Annotated in this window: 15 protein-coding genes; 12 read left to right on the top strand and 3 right to left on the bottom strand. The window is 67.3% G+C overall.

All coding sequences use genetic code 11. The features are described from left to right. Positions 1–58 precede the first annotated feature (58 nt). Complete coding sequence (locus FGL98_RS13840) at positions 59–835, bottom strand: IclR family transcriptional regulator (protein ID WP_146317412.1); 777 nt, start codon at positions 833–835, stop codon at positions 59–61. Positions 836–989: 154 nt separating this feature from the next. On the opposite strand from FGL98_RS13840, the gene FGL98_RS13835 reads away from it, so the two are divergent. The 4 genes from FGL98_RS13835 to FGL98_RS13820 all read left to right on the top strand — a co-directional run bounded on the left by FGL98_RS13835 (position 990) and on the right by FGL98_RS13820 (position 4,382). Then, on the top strand, positions 990–2,369 hold the full coding sequence (locus FGL98_RS13835; protein ID WP_146317410.1) for an NAD-dependent malic enzyme: 1,380 nt from the start codon (positions 990–992) through the stop codon (positions 2,367–2,369). Further along, a complete protein-coding gene (locus tag FGL98_RS13830) occupies positions 2,366–3,619 on the top strand; it encodes a DUF6986 family protein (protein WP_146317408.1) in 1,254 nt (417 codons plus the stop codon). Before FGL98_RS13835 ends, FGL98_RS13830 begins: the two co-directional genes overlap by 4 nt. A 63-nt stretch (positions 3,620–3,682) precedes the next feature. Next, positions 3,683–3,955, top strand: coding sequence for a thiamine-binding protein (locus tag FGL98_RS13825; protein WP_146317406.1), 273 nt, complete (start codon positions 3,683–3,685; stop codon positions 3,953–3,955). Beyond that, positions 3,945–4,382 carry a helix-turn-helix domain-containing protein gene (locus tag FGL98_RS13820; RefSeq protein ID WP_146317404.1) on the top strand — a complete coding sequence of 146 codons (438 nt, stop codon included), beginning with the start codon at positions 3,945–3,947 and terminating at the stop codon, positions 4,380–4,382. The genes FGL98_RS13825 and FGL98_RS13820 overlap by 11 nt, the downstream gene beginning before the upstream one ends. Before the next feature lie 66 nt (positions 4,383–4,448). Here FGL98_RS13820 and FGL98_RS13815 read toward each other — a convergent pair whose 3' ends face one another. Together FGL98_RS13815 and FGL98_RS13810 are read right to left on the bottom strand one after the other, a co-directional pair. Beyond that, a complete protein-coding gene (locus FGL98_RS13815) occupies positions 4,449–5,936 on the bottom strand; it encodes a sodium:solute symporter family protein (protein WP_146317402.1) in 1,488 nt (495 codons plus the stop codon). Then, a complete protein-coding gene (locus FGL98_RS13810; protein WP_222432173.1) occupies positions 5,933–6,169 on the bottom strand; it encodes a DUF3311 domain-containing protein in 237 nt (78 codons plus the stop codon). Before FGL98_RS13810 ends, FGL98_RS13815 begins: the two co-directional genes overlap by 4 nt. Before the next feature lie 313 nt (positions 6,170–6,482). On the opposite strand from FGL98_RS13810, the gene uraD reads away from it, so the two are divergent. From uraD to FGL98_RS13770, 8 genes are all read left to right on the top strand, one after another. Continuing rightward, positions 6,483–6,977, top strand: a complete 495-nt coding sequence (gene uraD / locus FGL98_RS13805) for a 2-oxo-4-hydroxy-4-carboxy-5-ureidoimidazoline decarboxylase (protein ID WP_146317400.1) — start codon at positions 6,483–6,485, stop codon at positions 6,975–6,977. Positions 6,978–7,026: 49 nt separating this feature from the next. Further along, entirely contained in the window at positions 7,027–7,356 is a 330-nt protein-coding gene (gene uraH / locus FGL98_RS13800; RefSeq protein ID WP_146317398.1) for a hydroxyisourate hydrolase, read from the top strand. 6 nt (positions 7,357–7,362) lie between these two features. Continuing rightward, on the top strand, positions 7,363–8,268 hold the full coding sequence (gene pucL, locus FGL98_RS13795; protein WP_146317396.1) for a factor-independent urate hydroxylase: 906 nt from the start codon (positions 7,363–7,365) through the stop codon (positions 8,266–8,268). Between the two features lie 10 nt (positions 8,269–8,278). After that, positions 8,279–9,787, top strand: coding sequence for a nucleobase:cation symporter-2 family protein (locus FGL98_RS13790; RefSeq protein ID WP_246136544.1), 1,509 nt, complete (start codon positions 8,279–8,281; stop codon positions 9,785–9,787). A 249-nt stretch (positions 9,788–10,036) separates the two neighbouring features. Then, on the top strand, positions 10,037–10,861 hold the full coding sequence (locus FGL98_RS13785) for a hydroxypyruvate isomerase family protein (RefSeq protein WP_146317394.1): 825 nt from the start codon (positions 10,037–10,039) through the stop codon (positions 10,859–10,861). A gap of 27 nt (positions 10,862–10,888) precedes the next feature. Beyond that, positions 10,889–11,773 carry a 2-hydroxy-3-oxopropionate reductase gene (locus FGL98_RS13780; protein WP_146317392.1) on the top strand — a complete coding sequence of 295 codons (885 nt, stop codon included), beginning with the start codon at positions 10,889–10,891 and terminating at the stop codon, positions 11,771–11,773. A gap of 42 nt (positions 11,774–11,815) precedes the next feature. Next, positions 11,816–13,591 (top strand): glyoxylate carboligase, encoded by a 1,776-nt coding sequence (gene gcl, locus FGL98_RS13775; protein WP_146317390.1) that lies wholly within the window; start codon positions 11,816–11,818, stop codon positions 13,589–13,591. Positions 13,592–13,601: 10 nt separating this feature from the next. Further along, positions 13,602–14,723 (top strand): glycerate kinase, encoded by a 1,122-nt coding sequence (locus FGL98_RS13770; RefSeq protein WP_146317388.1) that lies wholly within the window; start codon positions 13,602–13,604, stop codon positions 14,721–14,723. Positions 14,724–14,734 lie beyond the last annotated feature (11 nt).

Genomic DNA, 14,734 nt, shown 5'->3' with positions numbered 1-14,734 from the left:
CAGGTGAACCTGGCGGGGGCTTGGTCGTAGGCGGTGGGCGTCGTTGGTTGCAAACGTCTCAGGCGAGGTCGCGGGCGAGGGCGGCGGCAGCGTCGGTGAGCAGCGGCACCACCCGTTCGACGACCTCCTCGGTCATTCGCGAAGCAGGCCCGGAGACCGACAGGGCCAGGCGGGTGGGCACGTCGGGCACGACGACCGCGACGCAGCGCACCCCGGTCTCCTGCTCGCCCTCGTCCATGGCGTAGCCGTGTTCGCCGGCCCAGATGAGTGCCTTGCGGAACTCGTCGATGTCGGTGATCGTGCTCGGAGTGTGCTTCGGCATGCCGGTGCGGCGCAGGATCTCGCGCACCTGGTGCTCGGGCATCTGCGCCATGATCGCCTTGCCGACCGCGGTGCAGTGGGGGAGCACCCGCCGGCCCACCTCGGTGAACATGCGCATCGAGCGGCGGGACTGGGCCTGCGCGACGTAGACGATCTGATCGCCGTCGAGCATGGCCAGGTTGGCCGACTCACCCAGTTCGTCGACGAGCGACTCGAGGTGCGGGCGCGCCCATACGCCAAGGGTGCTGGACGCGCATTCGCCGAGGCGGATCAGCCGCGGGCCGAGGATGTACTGCCGATTGGTGTCCTGGCGCAGGTAGCCGAGGTCGACCAGGGTGCGCAGCAGGCGGTGGATCGTGGGCAGGGGCAGACCGGACTCCGCGGAGAGCTGCGAGAGCCCCATCGTCCCGCCGTGGTCGGTCATGGTCTCCAGCAGGCCGAAGGCGCGCTCGATCGACTGGACCCCGCCCGACCGCGGAGCCTTGGTTCCCGGTTCCGTTGTGCCTGTGGTCATCGTCGCGCTCCTCATCAAACTTCCGGATAACGGAAGTCTACTGTCATCAACAGGAAATCAGTGAACACTCCCGTTTTGGACGCCCACTTGTCCCTTGATCTTCCGTAGTGTAGATAATAGTATCCACTATACGAAAATCCTAGGAGGTTCACTCATGGCATCACCCAGCCCCGGATACGGAATCACCGTCCGCGTCGATGCGCCGGCGACCTCCGGCGCCACCAGCGGTCTGGTCGCGGCGGTGGGCGGGGCCGGGGGCGCGCTGACGGCGCTGGACATCGTGGAGTCGCACCCGGACCAGATCGTGGTCGACGTGACCTTCGATGCCACCGACGCCGATCACGGCACCACGGTGAAGGACGCACTGGCCAAGGTTCCGGGGGTGACGGTCCGCAAGGTCAGCGACCGCACGTTCCTGATGCACCTGGGCGGCAAGATCGAGGTCACCTCCAAGGTGCCGATCAAGCACCGCGACGACCTCTCCCGTGCCTACACTCCCGGCGTGGCCCGGGTGTGTCAGGCCATCGCCGAGAACCCCGAGGATGCGCGCCGGCTCACCATCAAGCGCAACACGGTTGCGGTGGTGACCGATGGTTCGGCCGTGCTCGGCCTGGGCAACATCGGACCCGCCGCGGCGCTACCGGTCATGGAGGGCAAGGCGATGCTCTTCAAGCAGTTCGCCGGTGTCGATGCCTGGCCGGTCTGCCTGGACACCCAGGACACCGAGGAGATCATCAGCATCGTGAAGGCGATTGCACCGGTCTACGGCGGCATCAACCTGGAGGACATCGCGGCGCCACGGTGCTTCGAGATCGAGCGACGCCTGCGGGAGGACCTGGACATCCCGGTCTTCCATGACGACCAGCACGGCACCGCGATCGTGGTGCTGGCCGCGCTGACCAACGCGCTGCGCGTGGTCGACAAGACCATGGAGGAGATCAGTGTCGTGGTCAGCGGGGTCGGCGCCGCCGGTCACGCCATCATCCAGCTGCTTCAGGCGGAGGGTGTGTCGACGATCATCGCCTGTGACCGCAAGGGTGCCGTGCACACGGGCCGCGACGGCATGGACAAGGACCGCCAATGGGTTGCGGACCACACCAACCCGGGCGGCAAGACCGGTTCGTTGTGCGAGGTGCTCGAGGGGGCCGACGTCTTCGTCGGTGTCTCCGGGCCGAACCTGCTCGACGGCGACGACATCGCCACCATGGCCGATGACGCGATCGTCTTCGCGCTCGCCAACCCGGACCCGGAGGTCGACCCGGTCGAGGCCGGCAAGCACGCCGCGGTCGTCGCCACCGGACGCAGCGACTTCCCCAACCAGATCAACAATGTGCTGGCCTTCCCCGGGTTCTTCCGCGGGATGCTCGACGCCGGCGCCCGTGACATCACCCAGAAGACGATGCTTGCCGCCGCCGAGGCAATCGCCGACTCCGTGTCGGACGACCAGCGCAACTCCAGCTTCATCGTGCCGTCCGTATTCGACCCGGACGTGGCGACCTCGGTTGCCACCGCCGTGAGGGAGGCTGCGCAGTGACCGACCTCTACCAGCTCGCGAGCCGACTCGACGAGCAGCTCGCCGACGCCGACCGGGCTCTCGAGACGCAGTATCCCGGTGACCGCGGAACGCGTCAGCCGGTGCACACCGTCTACATCCCCGGCGATCGGTATGCCGCGTCGACCGTGCCGGACTGGGGCCGGCAGGCGCTCGCCGCCCTGGCGGAGCACGGCGGCGGCGCGGCATCCGTGGCGGAGGAGCTCGGGTTGGACCCGCAGACGACCGCGGACGTGTATGACCGGGTGGTTGCCAAGCTGGCCGACGAGCCGATCGAGGATCTGCGGATCGACTTCGAGGACGGCTTCGGCGACCGCGGTGAGGCTCAGGAGGATGCGGCGGTCATCGCCGCCGCCCAGGCGCTCGTGCGCAGCATTGCCGATCGGACCGCAGCGCCGTTCCACGGCATCCGGTTCAAGTCCTTCGAGGCGCCGACGCGGCACCGGGGTCTGCGGACGCTGGATCTGTTCGTCGGCGAGCTCGCCCGAGCCGGTGCCATGACGCCACGATTCGTGGTGACCCTGCCCAAGGTGACCTCGGTGGACCAGGTGAGTGCCATGGCCGTCGCGTGTGACGCACTCGAGGAGATGCACCGGATCGCTCCCGGCGCACTGAAGTTCGAGATCCAGGTGGAGACGCCGCAGGCGATCCTCGGACCGGACGGCACGGCTCTGATCGCGCGGATGATCCACGCGGCGCGGGGCCGCTGCACCGGGCTGCACTACGGCACCTACGACTACTCGGCCTCCTGTGGCATCTCCGCGGAGTTCCAGAGCATGGAGCACCCGGCCGCCGACCACGCCAAGGCCGTCATGCAGGTCGCGGCCGCGGGCACCGGAGTATTCCTGTCCGACGGCTCGACGAACGTCATGCCGATCGGGACTCACGACAATGTGATTCGCGCGTGGAAGCTGCATCACCGGCTGGTTCGCCGCTCGCTGGAGCGCGGCTACTACCAGGGCTGGGACCTGCATCCGGCGCAGCTGCCCAGCAGGTTCCTCGCCACCTATGCGTTCTACCGCGAAGGCCTGCCGACGGCCGCGAGGCGACTGCACGCCTACATCCACGGTGGCGACTCCGGCTATCTGGACGAGCCGGCGACCGCCACGGCGCTCGCGAGCTTCGTTCTGCGCGGTGTCGAGTGCGGCGCCGTGCAGGTGTCCGAGGTGAATCAGCTCATCGAGGTCGACCAGCGGCGGCTGGCGGGGCTTGCGCGTCGCAAGATCGGCTGATCGCTCCGAACCGACCGTGCCAGAGGATCGTCGACCGGTGCCGGAGCGAGTAGCGTCATGGACATGCAGCTGGAAGCCGAGTTCACAACGGAACCCTTCGAGGGCGAAGGGGATCCGCCCGCGCACGCGGTCGCGGCGCTGGAGGTGGCACAGGCTGCGGGGGTCGAGTGTGACTTCGGACCACTGGGCACCCGAATGACCGGCGACGCTCCGGCGGTGCTCCGGGCGCTGCAGGACGTGATGTCCACGGCGCTCGCCCGCGGCGCCACCCGTGTGACGGTGCAGGTGGAGACCCGCGATGACGTGGCGAAGGCCGGCGGTGGGCATGACCACTGACAGCGACAGCACCCTTGGTTCCGGGCCGGGTCCCGCAGTCGACGGTGTTGCCCCGACCCATCCCCTGATCGTCGCGGTGCGACACCTGGTGCAGCAGGTAGGCGCAGAGTTCGTCGCGACCGAGGAGATGACCGCCAAGGATGTGCCGCTGGAGTGGGACGGGCAGATCATTGCCGCAGTGCGGCTGCCTACCGAGAGTGCGCCTCCCGAGGCCGTGGGTGATCTGGGGCTGCTCCTGCAGGACGTTGCTGCCGAGCTCGGCGGCAACCTGGAGGCCCTGCCTCGTGCACAGAAGCAGCGCGCGGTGCGGCTGCTTGAGGAGCGCGGCGCCTTCACCTATCGCAAGTCCGCCGAAGAGGTGGCCAGTGCGCTCGGGGTCTCCCGCTTCACCGTCTACAACTATCTGAATCGCAGCCGCGGAGCCTGACGGCGGCCCCGACGCAACAGTGGCTCCGCCGGCAACAGCCGACGGAACCACTGCAGCGCGAGCGGGTCAGCCGGCCGGTGAGGCCACAGTGGCCCGCTCCGCTGTCGCGTCGGTGTCGTTCTGCGACGTCGTGACCAGCGAGACCACGATCATCACGACGATGTTGATCACCAGGGCGACCACACCGACGTTGATGTGCTGAAGCGCCGGGGGCAGCACCCCGAGCACGTCCGATGCGGAAGACGTGCTGATCGTTAGCCACGCGACGACGGCGGCGCCCACCACCATCCCGGCGGTTGCCCCCGCCGCGGTGATCGGGTTGTTGCGGCGCAGGGTCATCAGCATGGACGGCAGCAGCTGGGTCACGAACGCGTACCCGAGCAGCAGCAGGTTCACAATGGCGCTGCCGCCCTGAAAGAGCAGGAACAGGGCAACCAGCGCGACGACCGGGACGCAGATCTTTGCCGCGATGGCGATGCGCGCCGGTGGCGCTCCGGGCGACACCTCCTGCACCACGTTCTTGGCGATGACCGTGCCACAGGTGGTCAGCAGCATCGCTCCCGGCACGAGGGCGCAGAACATCCCGGCGGCCCCGACGACGCCGACGATCCACGAGGGCAGCTCGGCGCGGGCGACGGCGAGCAGTGACATGTCGCCGTCGGCCAGCCCGGGCACCACCAGGAGTGCGGTGAAACCGATGAAGAACACGAAGAGCAGCACCAGCTGGTAGAGCGGCAGGAGCATGGCGTTGCGCCGGAACGTCCTCGGGTTCTTGGACGAGTAGACGGCACCGAAGTAGTGCGGCCACATGAAGAACCCGAGCGATGACAAGACGATGCTGCTGATGAACCAGCCCGTGTTGTAGGAGCCGGGGCTCAGTGCGAGCATGCCCGGATGTCCGTTCTGCACCGAGTGGAACATCGCGTCTATGCTGCCGGAGTGGTGCAGCGGCAGGTAGAGGCCGATACCAACGACCACGATCAGCACGAGGACGTCCTTGACGATCGCGTTGGTCGCCGCCGCGTGAATGCCCGAGATGACGACGTAGGCGGTCAGCGCCAGGGCCCCGACCCAGATGGCGAGCGTGCTGGGGATCTTGCCGTAGGACGTCTCCTCGACGATGATGCCGAGACCCTTCAACTGCAGCTCGAGGTAGGGGACCATGGCCACGATGCCGATGACCGCGACGACGGCACCGATGAGGCGGTTGTTGTACTTGCTGATGAACCAGTCCGGTTGGGTCAGCAGCTTCTTCGACGTGCCATATCGCCAGATCGCGGGCGCCAGCCAATAGGAGATGACGTAGGCCAGCGCGCCGTAGCACAGGATGTAGTAGGCCGCGCCGCCATGGGCGTAGGCCCACCCGGAGGCGCCGAGGAAGGTGAAGGTCGTATAGATCTCACCGGCGAGCAGCAGGAAGACGATCAGCGAACCGAAGCCGCGGCTGCCGACGCTCCAGCCCTCCAGGTCCATCTGCTTGCCTCGTCTGGCGAAGACGCCAAGGGCGAGGGTCGCGACGAACGCGAGGATGAGGACGATCATCGCCCCATTCATGACTGCACCTGGGTGGTCGCATCGGCGTCGTCGCGGTTGGCGGGGTCGGTCTGGTACACCACGAACATGCACACCGACGTCATGACCACGGACAGGACGATCCAAAAGAGCAGGAACGGCAGCCCGAGGACGTAGGGGGTCGTGCGGTTCATGAACGGGGTGAGGACGAGCATCATGACGAAGGGGACGCACGCAAGGCTCACGTGCAGATAGCGGCGGCTGGTCTGGCTCACGAGGATTCTCCTGGCTTGGATGAGGCGGTTGGGTCGGTGGCGGTGAGGGATGGCGGCCACCGAGCGATATCCATATGTCGGAAAAGTAATTCCATGAAGCAAAATATATGCCGCAGGTCACATGCGTCAAGATCTACGCGCAAGTAGTCCGTGGTGAGCTCTGGCGGTTCCGGGTGCCCGCTGGGACGCTGGGGAAGTAGTGGTCGGGTACCTCGCCGAGATATTTTCAACAAACTGTTGACGCGGCGTTGTGGTCCGTGTCACTCTTTCGCACATCGGAAAGTTTCTTCCGATTAGTGAGAGGAGCAACGGCGTGCACCTGGATCAGTTCAACGCCGAGCCGCGGGAGTCACTGCGGCCCACCCTGCTGGCGTGCGCTGATGTGCCGGCCTGGGCGCAGGCGGTCGAGGATGGTCGACCGTATGCCGAGATGGCGGCTCTGGAGCAGACGGCGGACACGGCGGCCCGCCAGTTTTCTCCGGCAGATGTGGATCGCGCTCTGGCTGCGCATCCCCGCATCGGCGACCAGGCGCAGGGTCAGTCCACGCATGCCGCGTGGTCGCGTGGTGAGCAGTCCGGTGTCTCGCAGGACGAGGCGACCCAGGTGGCCCTGCGTGAGGGCAACCAGGCCTACGAACGGCGGTTCGGCCGGGTCTTCCTCATCTGCGCCGGCGGTCTGACCGCGGAGCAGATCCTCGGGTCGCTGCAGACGCGGCTGACCAACGACGACGACGCCGAGGCGGCCGTCGTTGCCGAGGAGCTGCGCAAGATCGCCCTACTGCGCCTACGAAAGGTCATCGACACATGAACACCCCACAAAGTCGCTCGCTTCGCTCCCTACTTTGCGGGGACCCCGAATGAGTGCCATCACGACGCACATCCTCGACACGGCCCTCGGCCGGCCGGCACACGACGTGCCCGTCCGTCTGGAGTCCGTCTCGCCCACCGAGATCCTGGCCACCGCGTCGACCAACGCGGACGGTCGCGTCCCGCAACTCGGACCCGACCGGGTCGAGGCCGGGACCTATCGCCTGGTGTTCGACGTTGCCGCCTACTTCGCGGCCACCGGTCAGCAGGCGTTCTTCCCCGAGGTCAGCATCACCTTCGCGCTGACCGACCCGGACCAGCACTACCACGTCCCACTTCTGCTTAGCCCGTTCGCATATTCCACCTACCGAGGGAGCTGAATCCTCATGGCTATCAAGCTTGGACCCAACGAGTACGGCAAGGCCCAGGTCCACCTGGTCCGCGTATACCGCGACACCGACCGTCACGAGATCCGGGACTTCACCGTCTCGACCTCGCTGCGCGGCGACTTCTCCGATGCCCACATCGACGGCGACCAGGCCGCGGTCCTGCCGACCGACACCCAGAAGAACACGGTGTTCGCGTTCGCCAAGGAGAAGGGCATCGAGTCGCCCGAGCAGTTCGCGCTCGAGCTCGCGGACCACTTCCTCGAGGCGGCACCCGTCGCCGACGGGGCGCGCATCGAGATCGAGGAGACCAACTGGAATCGGATCACCGTCGACGGCAAGGGCCACGACCACTCCTTCGTGCAGAGCGGCGGCGGCAATCGCACCACCGTCGTCAACGTCGATGGACGCGGCGCCGACCGCAAGGCGCACGTCGTGTCCGGCCTGAACGACCTGGTCGTCCTCAAGTCGACCGGCTCGGAGTTCCACGGGTTCCTCAAGGACAAGTACACGACGCTGGCCGAGGCCGACGACCGCATCCTCGCCACCTCCCTGATCGTCCGGTGGCGCTACGAGGGCACCGACGTCGACTGGAACAAGACGTTCGACGCGGCCAAGGCAACCCTGCTCCAGCGGTTCGCGGAGATTCACTCCAAGGCGCTTCAGCAGTCGCTCTACGGCATGGGGGAGACCCTTCTCGAGCAGCACCCGGAGATCGCCGAGTTCAAGTTCTCCGCGCCCAACAAGCACCACTTCCTGGTGGACCTGTCACCGTTCGGGGTCGAGAACCCCAACGAGGTCTTCTATGCCGCTGATCGGCCCTTCGGCCTCATCGAGGGCACCGTGATCCGCGACGACTCCTCCGACCCCGGCAACGCCTGGCACTCAGTGCCTGGTTTCTGCTGAGTGTGGCGCCGTGAAACTCCTACGACGCGGGGGTAACCCGAAGTACAGTGGCCGGCCCGAGGACAAGATGTACGGTCCGGGTGAGCTGCTGACCTACGGCACCCAGCACATTCTCACCATGTATGGCGGAGTGATCGCCCCACCTCTGATCGTCGGTGGCGCCGCCCACCTGAAACCGAGCGACATCGCGCTGCTCGTCACGGCCGGGCTGTTCATCAGCGGGCTGGCCACGCTGCTGCAGACGCTCGGTATCGGCCCGGTCGGCAGCCGGCTGCCACTCGTGCAGGGCGTCTCGTTCGCGAGCGTCTCGACCATGGTGGCCATTGCCAGCAAGGACGGGCTGCGGCCGGTATTCGGTGCAGTCATCGTGGCCGGAATCTTCGGCGTGATCGCGTCGACCTTCTTCGCGAAGATCGTGCGCTTCTTCCCGGCAGTGGTGACCGGGTCGATCATCACGGTGATCGGCGCATCCTTGATGCCGACGGCGTTCACCTGGTGCATGGGCGGAAACTCGACGGCCAAGGACTTCGGTTCGCCGACCAACATCGGGTTCGCCGGGCTCACCCTGCTGATCATCGTGGTGATCAGTCGGATGTTCCAGGGCGCGATCTCGAGGCTGTCGATCCTGATCGGCATGATCGTCGGGACCGCGATCGCCGCAATCACCGGGCACACCGACTTCTCCGGGGTGTCCAGTGCCAAGATCATCGCGCCTCCGCAGATCCTGCACTTCGGCTCGCCCACCTTTCAGGTCGGCGCCATCGTCTCCATGGTCATCGTGGTCCTCGTGATCATGACCGAGACCACGGCCGACATCCTGGCGGTCGGCGAGATCGTCGAGACCAAGGTCGATGACAAGCGCGTGGCGGCCGGTCTGCGGGCGGACATGGCGGCAACCACCGTGGCGCCGCTGTTCGGCAGCTTCCCGGCCAGTGCCTTCGCCCAGAACGTCGGTCTGGTCGCCCTCACCGGGATCAAGAGCCGGTTCGCGGTCGCGGCCGGTGGTGGTGTGCTGGTCGTGCTCGGCCTGCTGCCGGTGGTCGGAGCGGTCGTCGCGGGTATTCCGTTGCCCGTCCTGGGTGGTGCCGGGATCATCCTGTTCGGTTCCGTCACGGCCAGCGGCATTCGCACCCTGGCGCGCGTGGACTACAAGGACAGCCTCAACATGGTGATCATCGCGGTGGCGTTCGGCCTGGGGGTCATCCCGATCGCGATGCCGACCTTCTGGGACAAGTTCCCGGACTGGTTCGGCGTGATCATGGGCTCGGGGATCAGCGCGGCAGCGGTGAGCGCCGTGGTGCTGAACCTGTTCTTCAACGAGTTCAAGTTCGGCAACAAGCCGGGTGCCTCGGTCTTCTCGGAGCGTGAGGATCGGGTCGCCAAGTTCGGGGAATCCCTCGAGGACGACATCCCGGTGTCGGAGCGCGTTGCCCGTCGCCGGCCCCGGCATGCCGGCGAAGGGGCGTCCGAGAGCGTCGACGATGGGCGCGCGCAGTCACTGCGGTCGTTGGACACGTAGCTCGCGCGATGTCTGCACAGGCGCACACCGACCGACACCCGGCGGTGTGCGCCTGTGCCGTTCGCGGCAGGTGGCGAGCCGCTCGCCGACCTGCCGAAATCTTCCTCTACTGGACAGTAACCCACTTGATCCGTAAATCCGTTGAAGCGCAACGGGTTACGTAAGGTGCGGGGTTGACGTCGCACGGCTCTGCATCTACGCTATTTCCATAGTCCAAAAAGAATTTTCCGCAATACGAAAGAGGCCAGGATGAGCCACTCCCTCCGATACGAGGTCAACGCCTCGATTCTTTTCACCGAGCTGCCGTTGCTGGAGCGCCCGGCGGCTGTGAAGGCAGCCGGGTTCGACGCGGTGGAGTACTGGTGGCCGTTCGCCGAGGCCGTGCCCAGCGACAAGGAGGCGACGGCATTCGTCAGCGCCATCCGTGACGCCGGAGTGGACCTCGTCGGGCTGAACTTCTTCGCCGGCAACATGGCCGCCGGCGACCGCGGTCTGGTGTCCTGGACCGGGCGCGAAGCCGAGTTCCGCGACAACATCGACGCCACCGTCGGCATCGGCGACCAGTTGGGCTGCAAGGCGTTCAACGCGCTCTACGGCAACCGACTCGACGGCGGCGACCCCGCGGCGCAGGACGAGCTCGGGACCGAGAACCTGGTGCGCGCAGCGCAGGGAGCAGCCCGCATCGGCGGCATCGTGCTCATCGAGCCGGTCAGCGGCTCGCCCGCCTACCCGCTGCTCACCGCGGCCGACGCGCTCGGCGTGATCGACCGGGTGCAGCAGGCGTCCGGCGCCGACAACCTGGGGCTGCTCGCCGACCTCTACCACCTCGCGGTCAACGGGGACGACGTCGACAAGGTCATCGCGGACCAGGTGGACCGCACCGCACACGTGCAGATCGCCGACGACCCGGGCCGCCACGAGCCGGGCACCGGGTCCCTGCCGATCGACCAGCAGCTGACCGCTCTCGAGCAGGGCGGGTATGCCGGCTGGGTCGGCCTGGAGTACAAGCCCAGCGGCGCCTCCGCCGACAGCTTCGACTGGGTGGCCCGCGACCGTCGCGGCAGCCGCGCCTGACCCGAATACGACCAAGGAGAACCAGTTATGAGCAAGATCGCCTTCATCGGACTCGGGATCATGGGCAGCCCGATGTCCGTCAACCTGGTCAAGGCCGGCCACGACGTGGTCGGCTACAACCCCAACCCGGACCGGGTCAAGCCGCTCATCGACGCCGGTGGCACCTCGGCCGGCTCGAGCGCGGAGGCAGTCAAGGACGCCGACATCATCGCGGTGATGGTGCCGGACTCACCCGACGTGCAGGATGTGCTCGCCGGTGAGGGCGGTGTCTTCGACAGCGCCAAGCAGGGCGCACTGATCATCGACTTCTCCAGCATCCGCCCCGATGTGACGGTCGAGCTGGCAAAGCAGGCGCAGGAGAAGGGCTTCCGGCTGCTGGACGCACCGGTCTCCGGCGGCCAGGCGGGCGCGGTGAACGCGGCTCTGTCGATCATGGTCGGCGGGGACGCGAAGGACTTCGCGGAGGCCAAGGACGTCTTCGACGCGGTCGGCAAGACCGTCGTGCACGTCGGACCCAGCGGATCCGGGCAGACGGTGAAGGCCGCCAACCAGCTCATCGTCGCCGCCAACATCCAGGCGCTCTCGGAGGCCGTGATCTTCCTCGAGGCGTATGGCGTGGACACCAAGGCCGCGCTCGAGGTCCTCGGCGGCGGCCTCGCCGGATCCAAGGTGCTGGACCAGAAGAAGGAGAACATGCTCTCCCGGTCGTTCGAGCCCGGATTCCGGATCGAGCTGCACCACAAGGACATGGGCATTGTCACCGCCGCGGCCCGCGAGGCCGGTGTCGTGGTGCCTCTCGGCTCACTGGTCGCCCAGCTCATGGCATCCGCGAAGGCCGTCGGCGACGGCGGGCTGGATCACTCCGGTCTGCTGCGCGGCGTCGAGCGCCTGTCCGGTCGCAAGAGCGACTGACCCACCCATCTTTTTTAAAACAGCTCAGACAAGGACAAAGTCATGACCCGTATGCGCTCAGTCGATGCCGCGGTTCTCATCATGGAGAAGGAAGGCGCGACGCAGACGTTCGGCCTGCCGGGTGCGGCGATCAATCCGCTCTACAGCGCCATGAGGAAGCACGGTGGGATCAAGCACGTGCTCGCCCGCCACGTCGAGGCCGCCTCGCACATGGCCGAGGGCTACACCCGCGCCCGGGCGGGCAACATCGGGGTGTGTCTCGGCACCTCCGGGCCGGCGGGCACCGACATGCTGACGGGCCTGTACTCCGCGATCGGGGACTCGATCCCGATCCTGGCCATCACCGGCCAGGCGCCGGTGAGCAAGCTGCACAAGGAGGACTTCCAGGCCGTCGACATCGAGTCCATCGCTCGCCCGGTCACCAAGTGGTCGGTCACCGTGATGGAGCCCGCTCAGGTGCCCGGCACCTTCCAGAAGGCGTTCCACCTGATGCGGTCGGGCCGTCCCGGACCGGTGCTGATCGATCTGCCGATCGATGTGCAGCTGGCCGAGATCGAGTTCGACATCGACACCTACGAGCCGCTTCCGGTGAGCAAGCCGACCGCCACGCGCGCCCAGGTCGAGAAGGCCCTCACGATCCTGAACGACTCCGAGCGGCCGCTGATCGTGTCGGGTGGCGGGGTCATCACCGCCGACGCGTCCGATCTGCTGATCGAGTTCGCCGAGACCCTCGGGGTGCCGGTGGTGCCGACCCTGATGGGCTGGGGCACCATCCCGGACGACCACCCGCTGACCGCCGGCATGGTCGGCCTGCAGACCTCGCACCGTTACGGCAATGCGACGCTGCTCGCCTCGGACTTCGTGATCGGCATCGGCAACCGGTGGGCCAACCGGCACACCGGCGGCGTCGACACCTACACCAAGGACCGCAAGTTCGTGCACGTCGACATCGAGCCGACCCAGATCGGTCACGTCTTCGCGCCGGACTACGGCATCGTCTCCGACGCGAAGGAGGCCCTGAAGGTCTTCGTCGAGGTCGCCAAGGAGTGGAAGGCTGCCGGTAGGCTCGCCGACCGGAGCGCGTGGGTCACCTCGTGCCAGGAGCGCAAGGCGACCTTGCAGCGCAAGACGTCCTACGACCAGGTCCCGGTCAAGCCGCAGCGCGTCTACCAGGAGATGAACAAGGCCTTCGGCCCCGACACCCGTTACGTGTCGACCATCGGCCTGTCCCAGATCCAGGCCGCCCAGCTGCTGCACGTCTACAAGCCACGGCACTGGATCAACGCCGGGCAGGCCGGTCCGCTGGGCTGGACGGTGCCCGCCACTCTCGGTGTGGCAACGGCGGATCCGGAGTCGACGGTGGTCGCGCTGTCGGGTGACTATGACTTCCAGTTCCTGATCGAGGAGCTCGCCGTCGGTGCGCAGTTCAACATCCCGTACATCCACGTGCTGGTCAACAACGCCTACCTCGGCCTGATCCGCCAGTCACAGCGCGGGTTCGACATGGACTACTGCGTGCAGCTGTCCTTCGACAACATCAACTCACCCGAGATGAACGGCTACGGCGTGGACCACGTCAAGGTCGCGGAAGGGCTGGGCTGCAAGGCCATCCGGGTCTCCGAGCCGGACGAGATCCTCCCCGCGCTGGAGCAGGCGAAGAAGATGATCGTCGAGTTCCGGGTCCCCGTCGTGGTCGAGGTCATCCTGGAGCGCGTGACCAACGTGTCGATGGGGACCGAGATCGACAACGTGGTCGAGTTCGAGGACCTCGCCGCTCGCGGCGAGGACGCCCCGACCGCGATCGCCCTGTTGGACTGACACCGCTGCAATGACGTCGGTCCTCATCGCCTCGGATAAGTTCAAGGGCACCCTCACCGCGGCGCAGGTCTGCGCTGCGGTGAGGGTGGGGCTGCTGCGGCGGCTGCCCGACGCCGTGGTGGTGTCGGTCCCCGTCGCCGACGGTGGAGACGGCACGATCGCCGCCGCGGTTGCCGCCGGTTACACCGAGGTCCCGGTCGTCGCGGCCGGCCCGACCGGCGAACCGGTCCACACGGCATACGCTCGCAATGGCGACACCGCCGTCGTCGAGCTGGCCGATGTGTCCGGTCTCGTGCGGCTGCCGGGTGGCGTGCTGCACCCGGGCACCGCCACCAGCCGGGGCACCGGCGAAGTCATCGCAGCCGCGGTGGACGCCGGCTGCACCCAGATCGTCCTCGGCATCGGGGGCAGCGCCAGCACTGACGGTGGAGCCGGCATGATCCAGGCGCTCGGCGCCCGACTGCTCGATGCCGACGGAGCGGACCTCGGTGCCGGAGGTGCGCACCTGGCCTCCCTCGTCACCGTCGAACTCGGCGGGCTGCGTGAACGTATGCGCGGAGTGAGCCTCACCGTGGCGTGTGACGTGGACAACCCGCTCACCGGACCACGCGGTGCCGCAGCGGTCTACGGCCCGCAGAAGGGGGCGACCGATCGGGACGTAGCCGTGCTCGACGTAGCTCTCGCGCACCTGGCCGACCGCGTGGCCGAGGCCACCGGGGAGGACAAGCGCGACAGCCCCGGCGCCGGAGCCGCCGGGGGTGTCGGCTTTGCGGCCGTGGCGCTCCTTGACGCGCACCTGCGGCCGGGTATCGACCTGGTCCTCGAGCTGGTGGGATTCCACCAGCATCTCGGCGGCGCCGACTTGGTGATCACCGGTGAGGGTTCCCTCGACGAGCAGACCTTGCACGGCAAGGCGCCAGCCGGTGTTGCCGATGCCGCGCGCGCCGCCGGGGTGCCGGTCGTGGCCGTCTGCGGCCGAATCACCCTGCCGTCGGCGCAAACTCGCTCCGCAGGGATAGAGGCGGTTTACGCCTTGACCGACATCGAGCCCGACGTCGAGAAGTGCATGACCCAGGGCGAAGACCTCCTCGCACGACTCGGTGAGACCATCGCCGCCGGCCACTTAGAGTAAGAAGGAATGCA

Source organism: Leekyejoonella antrihumi, assembly GCF_007845645.1.
GTDB lineage: Bacteria > Actinomycetota > Actinomycetes > Actinomycetales > Dermatophilaceae > Leekyejoonella > Leekyejoonella antrihumi.
Note: the sequence above shows the minus strand (reverse complement) of the source record. Positions and strands in the feature narration are given on the sequence as shown.

What these genes read in the sequence shown, in the direction of transcription:
- FGL98_RS13820 (WP_146317404.1), top strand. Translation starts at nt 3,945, where the DNA reads ATGACCACTGACAGCGACAGCACCCTTGGTTCCGGGCCGGGTCCCGCA.
- uraH (WP_146317398.1), top strand. Translation starts at nt 7,027, where the DNA reads ATGAGTGCCATCACGACGCACATCCTCGACACGGCCCTCGGCCGGCCG.
- gcl (WP_146317390.1), top strand. Translation starts at nt 11,816, where the DNA reads ATGACCCGTATGCGCTCAGTCGATGCCGCGGTTCTCATCATGGAGAAG.
- FGL98_RS13825 (WP_146317406.1), top strand. Translation starts at nt 3,683, where the DNA reads ATGCAGCTGGAAGCCGAGTTCACAACGGAACCCTTCGAGGGCGAAGGG.
- FGL98_RS13815 (WP_146317402.1), bottom strand. Translation starts at nt 5,936, where the DNA reads ATGAATGGGGCGATGATCGTCCTCATCCTCGCGTTCGTCGCGACCCTC.
- FGL98_RS13780 (WP_146317392.1), top strand. Translation starts at nt 10,889, where the DNA reads ATGAGCAAGATCGCCTTCATCGGACTCGGGATCATGGGCAGCCCGATG.
- pucL (WP_146317396.1), top strand. Translation starts at nt 7,363, where the DNA reads ATGGCTATCAAGCTTGGACCCAACGAGTACGGCAAGGCCCAGGTCCAC.
- FGL98_RS13840 (WP_146317412.1), bottom strand. Translation starts at nt 835, where the DNA reads ATGACCACAGGCACAACGGAACCGGGAACCAAGGCTCCGCGGTCGGGC.
- FGL98_RS13835 (WP_146317410.1), top strand. Translation starts at nt 990, where the DNA reads ATGGCATCACCCAGCCCCGGATACGGAATCACCGTCCGCGTCGATGCG.
- FGL98_RS13770 (WP_146317388.1), top strand. Translation starts at nt 13,602, where the DNA reads ATGACGTCGGTCCTCATCGCCTCGGATAAGTTCAAGGGCACCCTCACC.
- FGL98_RS13785 (WP_146317394.1), top strand. Translation starts at nt 10,037, where the DNA reads ATGAGCCACTCCCTCCGATACGAGGTCAACGCCTCGATTCTTTTCACC.